Here is an 11379-nt window from a genome sequence, read left to right on the forward strand (position 1 = left end):
AAACGTTAGCGGGCGGTCTTCGGATCGCACTACTTATCTACAAAGACGCGCTTCGACGACCGCCCGTCTTCCCAACATCCAAACAATGGCCAGACGCGAAAGCGGGCGTGGCAAGGGGAAAGCACACCCGGTTCTTTGACATGATGGGAGCGCTCTAGCGTTCAGTCAATTTCAGCTCAATACGGCGGTTACGGGCTCGTACTTCCGGTGTGCCACCAGGCTCAAGCGGTTGAAACTCGCCGAAGCCCGCGGCGACGAGGCGGTTTGCCGGAACACCGTTGGCAATCAGGAACTTCACGACGGAAATGGCGCGTGCGGATGAAAGCTCCCAATTGTCCTTGAACTGGCCAGTCCCGGAAAGAGCGACGTCGTCTGTGTGGCCATCGACGCGCAGAACCCAATTGATGTCATCAGGGATTTCCTTCTGCAAGTCGATCAAGGCAGCTGCAAGCTTCTTCATCTCCTCGGAACCGGCCGGATTGAGGATCGCTGTTCCTGATGGAAACAGCACTTCAGACTGGAAGACGAAACGGTCGCCGACTATGCGGATGTTCTCCCTGTCGGAAAGAATTTCCCGCAGACGACCGAAAAAGTCCGAGCGGTAGCGATTAAGCTCCTGCACGCGTTGCGCAAGAGCGACGTTAAGCCGTTTGCCGAGGTCAGCAATCTTGGCATTCGATTCCTTGTCACGCGACTCCGAGGCATTGAGCGCCTCCTCGAGGGCACCGATCTGTTTGCGTAACGCCATGATCTGTTGATTAAGAATTTCGACCTGCGAAAGTGCGCGAGCGCTGATTTGTTTTTCGTTCTCAAGCCCGGTCGACAGCTCGGTGATCTTGCCCTCCGCCGCCGCCCCGGCGCCAGCGCCTTGGGAAAGTAGCGACTGAAGCCGCGACTGCTCATTCTGCGCGCTCGTCAGTGAAGCCTGCAAGTTGGCGATTGTATCCTCGAGATCCTGCTTGTTGCCCTGTTCCAGCGATAATAGTTGTGTAAGCTCATTGATCTGCGAGTTAAGCCGATTCAGAACCGCATCCTTGCCGGTGATTTCCTGGCTCAAGAGAAACTGTGCAAGGACGAATACCGAGAGCAAGAACATGATCGACAGGAGCAGCGTCGACAGCGCGTCGACGAAGCCCGGCCAATAATCAACATGGCGAATGGCTTTGCGGTTGCGACCTAGGGCCATCAGTTTGCCTTGTCGCGAGCGATAGCATCGCCCAATTTAGCAAGCGTCTGACGTATGGCCTTTTGTTCGTCGGACTGTTTTTCCACCCAATCGCGCATCATCTGCTGCTCGGACCGCATGTTCTTCACAAGCCCCTGGATACCTTCGGCAAGGCTTGCCAGAGCGGCCGTTGTGCGCTGGCTCGAGCCGCCGGTCTCCTGAATGTTTTGCAGGCGTTCCGACAATGCGCGCAGTTCATCGGAGGCACCACTGCTGGCGGCATCGAGCGCGTGCAGGTCGGAGCCAAGATCCGTGACGCTTGATAGCCAGTTTTCCAACTCGGTGTAGAAGCGGTTTTGAGCCCGACCCGCCTGCAAATCGAGAAAACCCAATATGAGCGATCCGGAAAGGCCGAAGAGGGAGGAGGAGAACGCCGTACCCATACCGCGGAGCGGGGACTGGAGACCGGCCTTCAGCGAGTCGAGGACGCTATTGGCATCGCCCGCCCGCGGGTCGAGGGACTGGATGGTCTGGCCGATGGAGCCGATCGTTTCGAGAAGTCCCCAAAAGGTTCCCAGGAGACCGAGAAACACCAGGAGGCCGATGAGATAACGGGAGATATCACGGGTTTCATCAAGCCGTGCAGCGATGGAATCAAGCATGGAACGCATCGCGCTGGTTGAAAGCGCCATGGATTGGCGTCGTCCGATGAGGGCGCGCATCGGCGCGAGCATGATTGGCTTGGCATTCGGATCATTGTTGCCCTTCCGGAAAGAATTGACCCAGCGAACCTCGGGAAACAACCGAATTACCTGGCCAAACCCAAGGAGGATACCCACGACAAGAACGCCGACGATCAAGCCATTGAGACCGGGATTGGTGGTGAAGAAGACCGATATCTGGCGAAATAGAATGGCGGCAAGAAAGGCAACGATTGCCAGAAAGATCGCCATCGATAAAAGCACGAACCGCGGGCTGGAGAGCCGGTAAGGATCAAAATCATCGCCGTCCATACCCTGGCGGGTCGAACTGAAATCAGCCATCGTGTCGTCTCCGCATCGCAATCCGGTGCACCTAACCGGTGCACAATGAACATAAAATCACTTTGCCTGCACGCTTTTCGCGCAAGTCAAATCGATTTCTGCGACCCTAACCGAAATTATGGTGAAATTGAAAGGTGCCCGAAAGACTGAATTTGCTCTTGTTTGAGCAAAACTTCGTTGTTGTTCCGGACATGCAACAAATGCAGCGATTAGATTGGTTTTTTCAAGGTCTTTAGAAGAGCGCGCTGAATTGCCTCATTACCCGCAATAATAGCTTTACTTTCGATCACATCTTGCTCGCCATGGAAATTTGTGACGAAGCCTCCGGCCTCACGGATCATGATGATACCGGCGCCAATATCCCACGGTGAAAGACCTTCTTCCCAGAAACCGTCGAGGCGGCCTGCTGCTACATAGGCCAGATCGAGAGCGGCCGCGCCCATGCGGCGGATACCGGATACTTCGGCCATGACATTGCGCATCTGCAAGAGGTAGTTGCCGTGATCGCCGCGACCTAGGTGGGGAACGCCGGTACCTATGACAGAGTCGACCAGCTTGCTGCGCCCCGAAACGCGAAGGCGGCGGTCGTTGAGAAATGCGCCACCGCCACGCTCCGCTGTATAAAGCTCGTCCATGGCTGGATTGAAAATAACGCCGGCCACAATCTGGCCCTGGCGCTCAAGTGCAATCGAAACGGCAAAAATCGGAATGCCATGCAGGAAATTGGTGGTGCCGTCGAGCGGATCGACCAGCCATCTGTGTTGGCCGTCAGTGCCCTCGACAACGCCCGATTCTTCCATCAGGAAGCTGTAGTCGGGACGAGCCCGGCGCAGTTCGTTGTAGACGATTTCTTCGGCTTTCTTGTCGGCCTGGCTGACATAATCGCCAGGTCCTTTCAACGAGACCTGCAGGTTCTGTACTTCGCCAAAATCGCGAGCGAGCGAGCGGCCGGCTTTCATAGCAGCCTGCACCATTACGTTGAGAATCGCTGAACGCGCCATTTCGGGTTATTTCTCCGTCAATTCAAAATTTGCTTAGTCGGCGCGACGAACATAAGTCAGTTCGTTTGTATCAACGACGATACGTTCGCCCGACGAGATAAAGGGGGGCACAAGAACGCGAATGCCGTTTTCCAGGACTGCCGGTTTATAGGAAGACGCCGCTGTCTGACCCTTGACGACCGGATCGGCCTCGGTGATTGCCAGCGTTACATAGTCCGGAAGCGAAATGCCGATCGGGCGCTCATCATAAAGCTCGACCGTCACCATCATACCGTCCTGAAGGAAGGCGGCGCGGTCACCAACAAAATCTTTTTGCAGTTCGAGCTGTTCGTAACTGTCGGTGTCCATGAAAATCAACGCTTCGCCCTGCTCATAGAGGAAGGAGAAATCCTTCTGCTCAAGACGAACCTTCTCAACGGTCTCCGCAGAGCGGAAACGCTCATTCAGCTTCGTACCATTGATGAGGTTTTTCAGTTCGACCTGATTGTAAGCACCACCCTTGCCGGGTTTGACATGATTGGTCCTGACAGCAACCCAGAGGCCGCCATCATGTTCAATCACGTTGCCGGTGCGGATTTCATTGCCGTTGATTTTCATTTGTCTACTCGGATTTGTGTTGGATATCCGCGCCAGTCCTGCGGCGGCGGTCAAGAATGGCGCTCCAAGACCACAAATTCGTCAAATAGGCAAGAGTGGGCACGAAAACAGCCATAAGGCGTTCTTCCGATTTTTACCCGCGAGCTCAGGCGGCCAACGCCGTTTCCGCCAATGATACCCAGTAACTGATGCCATAAGGAATTGCATCATCGTTAAAGTCATAGGCTGAATTATGCAGGCTCGCGGTATCGCCATTGCCGATAAAAACAAAGGCGCCGGGCCGTTTCTCCAGCATATAGGAGAAATCCTCAGCGCCCATCACGGGCGGCATGTCCGTCGTCACTGCAGCGTTGCCGACAATCGTCTGGGCGACGCTGACCGCGAACTCGGTTTCCCGCTCATGGTTGAACGTTACGGGATAACCTTGATGATATTTGACTTCTGCCTTGCCGCCAAAGACCGCAGCAGTCGATTCAGCGACTTCGGTCAGCCGTTGTTGCGCGAACGCTCGAACCTCCGGCGAAAGGGTCCTTACTGTACCGCCAAGCTTAATGATATCCGGGATGACATTGGATGCGTCGCCCCCGTTGAGCTGTGTCACGGATATGACCAGTGAATTCAGAGGATCTGTCTCACGGGACACGACCGACTGCAGGGCGAGAATGATATGGGCGGAAATCACCACGGGATCGATCGCCGATTGAGGCTTTGCCGCGTGGCCGCCGCGACCAGTTACCGTTATCTCGAACTCGTTCGTCGCCGCCATGATCGAACCCTTGCGGGTAGCGAATTGACCAATTGGCAGGCCGGGGGCGTTGTGCATGCCATAAACTTCGCTGATCCCGAAACGCTCCATCAAACCATCGTCGATCATGGCAAGCGCGCCCGCGCCGCCTTCTTCGGCAGGCTGAAAAATGACAGCGATCGTACCTTTGAAGTTACGGGTTTCGGCAAGATATTGTGCTGCACCAAGTAGCATTGCGGTGTGGCCATCATGGCCGCACGCGTGCATCTTTCCGGGTATATTGGATGTCCAGGATTTTCCGCTCGCTTCGGTTATCGGCAGAGCGTCCATGTCCGCGCGAAACCCGATCACTGGCCCATCGCCATGACGCCCACGAATAATGCCGACCAGGCCGGTCTTGCCAATGCCGGTCTCGACGCTGTCGCAGCCGAAGTCGCGCAGTTTCTCGGCGGCAAACCGCGACGTTTCATGCACGTCATACATGAGCTCCGGATTCTCGTGCAGGTGCCGGCGCCATTCCGCGACGTGTTGCTGCATCTCGTGAGCGCGGTTGATCAACGGCATTTTTGGATTCCCATCGGCTGGTTGCAGTGTCGGTACGTTCCGAAATCTATTGCGTCGATGATCAGCGCGTCAACGTCTTGGATCAAGGCCAGTTCACTGCAATTTATTTGCTTCCGTGATTGCGGCTTGGGTCTGACTATCATCAAGTCCGGCCATGAATGATTCAAGCTCGGGATCATTCAGCCCCGCACGCTTGGCCACGATGTACCATGCAGCAGCCTTGATGAAATCGCCCTCGACGCCAATGCCGTCGCGGTAAAGTTTGGCGAGACGCGCTTGCGCTGCGACATTGCCGCCCGTTGCCGCGCGCAACATCCAGCCGAACCCAGCTTTATAGTTTTTTGCTCCGCCACGACCTGTAACGAGCCAGCTCCCGAGGTCGAGTTGAGCCGTGTCGTATCCCTTCACAGCGGCTTTCGCCAGGTACTGCCGCGCCTTGGCGTCATCGCGCGGAATAGTCAGTGTGCCGTTGGCGAGAATCTGGCTGAGCGCATATTCGCCATCGGGAAGCCCCTTGTCTGCAGCTTTCTGGAACCAGGGATAAGCGTTTTCGACGCCTGTGGCGCCTGGTCGCTCTTGCAGCAAGATTTGACCGAAATTGAACTCTGCGGGAGCATTTCCAGCGTCTGCGGCGGCTTTCATCAATTCCTTGGCCCTCTTGGGGTCCTTTGGAGCATATTTCCCCTGGAGCAGAATTACCGCGTAGCGGAATTGAGCTTCTGGCAATCCCTGATCGGCGGCTTTACCATACCAGTCTGCGGATTCCTGCATGTTAATCGGGACACCAAGACCACGGGCCAGAATTTCTGCAAGCAAGACCTGGGCGTTTGGATCGCCGGCCTCCGCCCGCGGCAAAGCCAGGTTGTAAGCCGTTTTGTAGAGACCGCGTTGGTAGGCGCCAAAGGCGTCATCTTCCGGACCTTTGCCAAACCGCGTCGGGTTGATCGTATCGAGAGCGGGATCATTGGGTGATTTAGGCTTGGCTTGCTTCGGAGTCGTTTCGGGCGAGGCCGGCGTGGCGGGTGCAGGAGTCGTCGTCGGTTCCACCGCAGGTGTTTGAGAGGTTTGGGCAAGGCCTCCCGCGACAAAAACCGGCATGGCCATCAGTGCGGCCGCAGCAGAACAGACGAGCTTTCCTGATCTTGCTCCCATAGAATTATTCCTCAAATTTAGGCGCGTGCTCGTCAAGAAGCCGGTTGGCCTCCCGGACAGCCCCTGCCGGATCTGCACCATCAAAAACGGCCGAACCAAGAGCGATGAATTCCGCACCTGTTGCTACGGCATCGGCGATACTGTCGAGGGTGTTGCCCGCCTGAATGATACAAGGAATTTCAACCATGGAAGCCCACCAGTCGGCAAGATCGATGTTGCGCGGGTGCGCTTCCGGCTTGTTGTCAGCGCCAATTTTGCCGAACAGAACATAGTCCGGTTGAGCTTCACCGATTTCCAGTGCGGTGTGACGATTCTTGATATTGCCGGTCCCGACGATCATTTTGGGCGAAAAGCGCGTCACATTGGCTGCAATGTCAGCTGCCGGACCCTCGATATGCAGACCATCTGCCTTAACCCGGCCAGCGATCTGGGTGTTGCCGACGATAATTGCTGCTACACCGGCGTTCTGGATGATCGGAACGGCAATTTCAGCCAGGGTCTGGAACAAAGCCTCATCCGCTTCATAGGCGGGCAACAATACCGAAGCAACATCTCCGCCGGAAAGCGCATCGTCAAGTAGCGTGGCAAGTTCATCCCCGCTTGCAGCCGGAGGGGCGATCAAAACGATACGGCAGCGTCGAGGTGTCGGTTCGATGTTCATGGGTTGCGACCTTACAATCGTTCTTCATAGACCGGGCAATCGTGATGGAATTCGGGCATAGAGGATGGCGGATGGTTTGAACAGACCCAAAGGTTTCGATTTGCCTTGTTGCAAATTCAACATCTTATGTACCAAATCGGAGCATATTTCCAAAAAAGCATTTTTCAATCGTCATGAGCAGCGTTAAAGGGAGAAGTACTTCCTGCCGGATTCCCCGCCATGCCCGACCTTCTGATGAACCCGTGGTTCTATGCTGCTGCTGTCCCGGCCACGGTTCTGATCGGGCTTTCCAAAGGTGGGCTTGGTGGTGCTATGGGACAGGTCGGTGTCCCGCTCATGGCGTTGGTTATGCCGCCAGTTCAGGCCGCGGCGATCATGCTACCCATTCTGATCATCATGGATGTTGCAAGCCTTTGGTCGTGGCGCGGCTATCGTGACATGACCACATTGAAACTGATGTTGCCCGGCGGTCTGCTCGGCGTCGGTATTGGCTGGCTCACGGCTTCCATCGTGACGGACGACATGGTGAAGCTGATCGTTGGACTCGTTGCGATCATTTTCTTTGCGCGTTATGTCTTCGCAAGCGCAACGCAGCGCGCGACCGCACAATCCCACAACGGCGCCTCGGCCACGCTTTGGTCGACGATTGCCGGATTCACGAGTTTTGTTGCCCATGCTGGTGGCCCGCCCTACCAGGTTTATACCCTTCCGCTGCGACAGGATCCGAAGATTTATAATGGCACCAGTGTTATTTTCTTTGCCGTTATCAATGCGATCAAGGTCATTCCCTACTTTGCTCTTGGACAATTTGACGCGACGAATTTGAAAGCGTCCGCTGTGCTCGTACCCCTTGCGCCCCTTGCGACATTTGCTGGCGCCTGGATCGTCAAGCGCATGCGACCGGAGGTATTTTATCCATTCATGTATGCAATGATTTTGCTGATGGGCCTGAAGCTCACCTATGACGGAATTGCCCACTTGTCATATTTTTGAACGAAAGTTGATCGGCGCAACCGCAACTTTTGCCCTATGTCAACATTATCAATCACAGCCTCCCAGGCGAGTCGCTTCCATCGAGGCCGGAAGCGGAATGACCGTGCATGACAGGATATTGGTGAACGCTATGACACAGAACCAGCTCAAACAGCGGGACACCCGTATCGACGTTTTCAGAGCTTTGGCTCTTCTGACGATCTTCATCAATCATATTCCGGGGACGGTCTATGAGAACCTCACTCACAAGAATTTTGGATTTTCCGACTCCGCCGAGGCGTTCGTATTGATCTCCGGTATCGCGGTCGGTCTGGCCTATGGTTCGAAGTTCAAATCGGGCAGTCGCCTTCTGATAACGCTCAAGGCCTGGCGGCGGGCTACAACCCTCTACTGCGCTCACATTCTCACGACAATCGCTACGCTGGCGATTTTCTGTGCTGCAGGCATTTATCTGAAACGCCCCGACTTCATGTCGTTCATCAATATAGGTCCGCTGATGGACCAGCCGGCAAAGGCGCTCATCGGCATTGCGACGATGGGCCATCAGATCGGCTATAATAATATCCTGTCAATGTATGGCGTATTGTTGCTGATGCTCCCAATATTCCTGATAATCGCAAGAATCAGCATTTCTGCCATGGTTGTGCTCTCAGGGACGCTGTGGCTGGTTTCTGGCGTGTACCAAATTGCCCCGCCAAACTATCCAACTAATGGTGTGTGGTTTCTCAATCCCCTGTCGTGGCAGTTCCTGTTCGTTATCGGGATAGCAGGAATCATGCATGTGCGCCGAGGCGGTACCATTGGGTTCAACAAGTATTTGTTCGGGCTTTCCGTGGCTTATATCCTGATTGCACTGGTTTGGGTGCGTTGGCCGTTATGGGGTGTCGATACGTCCTTGGGCCTGCCGGCGGTCTTAACGGGCTTCGACAAAACGTTCCTGTCGTTGACCCGATTGGCCCATGTCCTGTCACTCGCCTATGTGATTGTCTCCGTGCCGGCGATCTCCAATCTCGCCCGTCGCGCCCCAGATCATCCGCTGGCCATTCTAGGTAAACATTCGCTGCCGGTTTTTGTCGCCGGTACGATCCTTGCTATGGTGGCACAGGTCGTCAAGGTCCTGAATCCAGGTGGTTTGCTGGACGATACGCTTCTGATCGCGAGCGGGATCATGGCGCAATTTGCCTTGGCCTACTATCTCGAATGGCTGCCGCGCATCGGTTGGGGCGGGCGTCCGTTGCAAAAGCCGGTCAAGCCTCAAATTGCGGTTGCCGGCAAGGTGAGGGAAGGGACAATGAAGCCGGCGACGAGAGCGGTTGCCTCGCGATAAACTCAAGTTTCTTGTTGTCGTTAACCAGTCGTTAAGCATTACAATCTATAAATTGATCATCCAGTTTTCTGGATTCTTACCAAGTGGTTTGGCCACTTTGTTTGACGCCTCCCTGTTAGACTCCTGAGAGCCGCCTCGTTTTTGCGGCTCTTTTTTTATGTTCATATCCAAAGTTTAACCCTGCCGTTAACCCTTTATTAAGGATAAACTTGCGCTCCTGTGAGGATGCAGGCAGGTTGCTGGGGACTACTGCTAGCCGACCGTTGTGATACCTCGCTTGCTGTTCCAGTAAGGGAGCACTGCTTTGGAAAAATCGCGGATCGTGGCAGCGCATTTTAGGTAACAGGGCATATGATGACCGAACAGGAATTCCACGTAGACAACACGATAAGACTTGCAGAGCGCATGGTCCGCTCGGGGAGTTTCAATCATCTCTACGATGAAGGCATGAGCCTTGTGGAAGAAGCGGCTTTCTACCTTGATGGCGAGGGCCGCGAGGAGGCCAAACGTCTGTCGCGCATAGCGGCGACGCTTTATGCGGCTGAATCAATGCGGTTGACGACGCGTCTGATGCAGGTGGCATCGTGGCTGCTTTTGCAACGGGCGTCGCGTAGCGGTGAGATGACACTCGAACAGGTACTTTCAGAAAAAGCCAAAGTTCGGCTTGATACGGATTCGGCGCCTGAAACAGTTGTTGGCTGGGATGAAATTCCGCTGTCCTATTGCGATATCGTGCACCGCTCATTGCGCCTGCAGGCGCGCGTTCGCCAAATGGACGATGAAATTTACAATGATGGTGCTGGTACCGAGCAAAAGCGGGTCCTCTCAATCAATCCTGTATCCGATCAGATCAGTTTGTTGGCGACCGCGTTCGGCCATCGCTAACAACGCACAGATTCGTTTCTCTTTTGTTCACCTTTCTGCTGTCAAGATGAGCGACACATGGATAAGGTTCGGGCATGAAAGAAGCGATTCGTATTATCGGAATTGACCCAGGCCTCCGGCGGACAGGCTGGGGTATTATCGAGACGCTGGGGAATTCACTACGTTTTGTTGCAGCAGGCACCGTTCTTTCAGACGCAAAGCTCGACCTCGCCTCTCGTCTCTGTCAACTGCATGATGGGCTCGCGGGTGTGATTCACGCGATGATGCCGCATGAATCAGCCGTAGAACATACCTTCGTCAACAAGGATGCCACGGCGACGCTCAAGCTCGGTCAAGCTCGCGGGATCGCACTGCTCGTACCTGCGCTTGCCGGGCTCCATGTTGCCGAGTATGCGCCTAATGCAGTCAAGAAAGCTGTTATCGGTGTCGGGCACGGGGAGAAAAAACAGATTCACATGATGGTGAAAGTGCTGATGCCGAAGGCTATATTCGACACCGACGATGCCGCAGATGCACTGGCAGTTGCCATTTGCCACGCACATCATCGGCAAAGCGCAATCGGGCGTATTGCCATCGAACAGAAACTGGCGGCACTCGGATGATCGGAAAGCTCAAAGGTACTGTCGACGAAATCGGCGAGGACCATGTGATCGTCGATGTGCACGGAGTCTGTTACGTCGCCTTTTGCTCGGCTCGGACACTTTCCAACATGCCGGGGCAAGGCGAGGCAGTCGTCTTGCTTATTGAAACATATGTGCGCGAAGATTTGATACGTCTGTTCGGGTTTGGCACTGCGCTTGAGCGCGAGTGGTTCCGACTGTTGCAGGGCGTTCAGGGTATTGGCGCAAAGGTGGCCTTGAGCGTGCTGGGTACGTTAACGCCATCCGACCTCGCTAATGCCATAGCGCTGCGCGATATCGCCATGGTCAGCCGGGCGCCGGGCGTTGGCAAGCGGGTCGCGGAACGCATCGTAACGGAACTGAAGAACAAGGCGCCAGCCTTTGCCGGTGAGGCGATGGGGACGATTGGGCTCAAACAGGAATTGGGCGAGGGCGTTGCTCCCGCTCCGGTGACGGACGCAGTGTCGGCTTTGACTAATCTCGGTTATTCGCGCGATCAGGCGGCCAATGCCATTGCCGCTGCGATGAAGGATGCCGGAGAGGGGGCCGATTCCACCAAGTTGATCCGACTTGGCCTGAAGGAGTTGTCACGCTAATGCGGTTGTGTGAACAAGCGGCCTATGCCA

At 55.2% G+C, this 11379-nt stretch carries 12 protein-coding genes; 5 read left to right on the forward strand and 7 right to left on the reverse strand.

Annotated features, from left to right (window positions below; all coding sequences use genetic code 11):
• Positions 1–154 precede the first annotated feature (154 nt).
• The 7 genes from LB462_RS18080 to LB462_RS18110 all read right to left on the reverse strand — a co-directional run bounded on the left by LB462_RS18080 (position 155) and on the right by LB462_RS18110 (position 6928).
• Positions 155–1186, reverse strand: coding sequence for a peptidoglycan -binding protein (locus LB462_RS18080; protein WP_224510897.1), 1032 nt, complete (start codon positions 1184–1186; stop codon positions 155–157).
• Positions 1186–2208, reverse strand: coding sequence for a MotA/TolQ/ExbB proton channel family protein (locus LB462_RS18085; protein ID WP_112523768.1), 1023 nt, complete (start codon positions 2206–2208; stop codon positions 1186–1188). The genes LB462_RS18080 and LB462_RS18085 overlap by 1 nt, the downstream gene beginning before the upstream one ends.
• A 209-nt stretch (positions 2209–2417) precedes the next feature.
• Positions 2418–3209, reverse strand: coding sequence for an inositol monophosphatase family protein (locus LB462_RS18090; protein ID WP_224510899.1), 792 nt, complete (start codon positions 3207–3209; stop codon positions 2418–2420).
• 33 nt (positions 3210–3242) lie between these two features.
• Positions 3243–3806: an elongation factor P gene (gene efp, locus LB462_RS18095; protein WP_106719145.1), complete on the reverse strand. Its 564-nt coding sequence runs from the start codon at positions 3804–3806 to the stop codon at positions 3243–3245.
• 145 nt (positions 3807–3951) lie between these two features.
• Complete coding sequence (locus tag LB462_RS18100) at positions 3952–5115, reverse strand: M20 aminoacylase family protein (RefSeq protein ID WP_224510901.1); 1164 nt, start codon at positions 5113–5115, stop codon at positions 3952–3954.
• Positions 5116–5208: 93 nt separating this feature from the next.
• Positions 5209–6267, reverse strand: a complete 1059-nt coding sequence (locus LB462_RS18105; protein WP_224510903.1) for a tetratricopeptide repeat protein — start codon at positions 6265–6267, stop codon at positions 5209–5211.
• Between the two features lie 4 nt (positions 6268–6271).
• Positions 6272–6928, reverse strand: a complete 657-nt coding sequence (locus LB462_RS18110; RefSeq protein WP_224510905.1) for a thiamine phosphate synthase — start codon at positions 6926–6928, stop codon at positions 6272–6274.
• A gap of 219 nt (positions 6929–7147) precedes the next feature.
• On the opposite strand from LB462_RS18110, the gene LB462_RS18115 reads away from it, so the two are divergent.
• The 5 genes from LB462_RS18115 (at position 7148) to ruvA (ending at position 11349) form a co-directional block, all read left to right on the forward strand.
• Positions 7148–7921 carry a sulfite exporter TauE/SafE family protein gene (locus LB462_RS18115; RefSeq protein WP_224510907.1) on the forward strand — a complete coding sequence of 258 codons (774 nt, stop codon included), beginning with the start codon at positions 7148–7150 and terminating at the stop codon, positions 7919–7921.
• Between the two features lie 130 nt (positions 7922–8051).
• Positions 8052–9248, forward strand: a complete 1197-nt coding sequence (locus LB462_RS18120; RefSeq protein ID WP_224510909.1) for an OpgC family protein — start codon at positions 8052–8054, stop codon at positions 9246–9248.
• 351 nt (positions 9249–9599) lie between these two features.
• Positions 9600–10133: a protease adaptor protein RcdA gene (gene rcdA, locus LB462_RS18125; protein WP_162701766.1), complete on the forward strand. Its 534-nt coding sequence runs from the start codon at positions 9600–9602 to the stop codon at positions 10131–10133.
• Positions 10134–10207: 74 nt separating this feature from the next.
• The gene (gene ruvC / locus LB462_RS18130; protein ID WP_114431563.1) at positions 10208–10735 is read left to right on the forward strand and encodes a crossover junction endodeoxyribonuclease RuvC; all 528 of its coding nucleotides are present in this window, start codon (positions 10208–10210) and stop codon (positions 10733–10735) included.
• A complete protein-coding gene (ruvA, locus tag LB462_RS18135; protein ID WP_224510911.1) occupies positions 10732–11349 on the forward strand; it encodes a Holliday junction branch migration protein RuvA in 618 nt (205 codons plus the stop codon). Before ruvC ends, ruvA begins: the two co-directional genes overlap by 4 nt.
• Positions 11350–11379: the final 30 nt, after the last annotated feature.

Origin of the sequence: Phyllobacterium chamaecytisi (genome assembly GCF_020164455.1) — a bacterium.
Classification (GTDB): domain Bacteria; phylum Pseudomonadota; class Alphaproteobacteria; order Rhizobiales; family Rhizobiaceae; genus Phyllobacterium; species Phyllobacterium chamaecytisi.

Excerpts from the sequence above, each read along its gene's own strand:
- ruvA (WP_224510911.1), top strand. The coding sequence starts at position 10,732 with ATGATCGGAAAGCTCAAAGGTACTGTCGACGAAATCGGCGAGGACCAT.
- LB462_RS18080 (WP_224510897.1), bottom strand. The coding sequence starts at position 1,186 with ATGGCCCTAGGTCGCAACCGCAAAGCCATTCGCCATGTTGATTATTGG.
- rcdA (WP_162701766.1), top strand. The coding sequence starts at position 9,600 with ATGATGACCGAACAGGAATTCCACGTAGACAACACGATAAGACTTGCA.
- LB462_RS18120 (WP_224510909.1), top strand. The coding sequence starts at position 8,052 with ATGACACAGAACCAGCTCAAACAGCGGGACACCCGTATCGACGTTTTC.
- LB462_RS18085 (WP_112523768.1), bottom strand. The coding sequence starts at position 2,208 with ATGGCTGATTTCAGTTCGACCCGCCAGGGTATGGACGGCGATGATTTT.
- LB462_RS18100 (WP_224510901.1), bottom strand. The coding sequence starts at position 5,115 with ATGCCGTTGATCAACCGCGCTCACGAGATGCAGCAACACGTCGCGGAA.
- LB462_RS18105 (WP_224510903.1), bottom strand. The coding sequence starts at position 6,267 with ATGGGAGCAAGATCAGGAAAGCTCGTCTGTTCTGCTGCGGCCGCACTG.
- ruvC (WP_114431563.1), top strand. The coding sequence starts at position 10,208 with ATGAAAGAAGCGATTCGTATTATCGGAATTGACCCAGGCCTCCGGCGG.
- efp (WP_106719145.1), bottom strand. The coding sequence starts at position 3,806 with ATGAAAATCAACGGCAATGAAATCCGCACCGGCAACGTGATTGAACAT.
- LB462_RS18090 (WP_224510899.1), bottom strand. The coding sequence starts at position 3,209 with ATGGCGCGTTCAGCGATTCTCAACGTAATGGTGCAGGCTGCTATGAAA.
- LB462_RS18115 (WP_224510907.1), top strand. The coding sequence starts at position 7,148 with ATGCCCGACCTTCTGATGAACCCGTGGTTCTATGCTGCTGCTGTCCCG.
- LB462_RS18110 (WP_224510905.1), bottom strand. The coding sequence starts at position 6,928 with ATGAACATCGAACCGACACCTCGACGCTGCCGTATCGTTTTGATCGCC.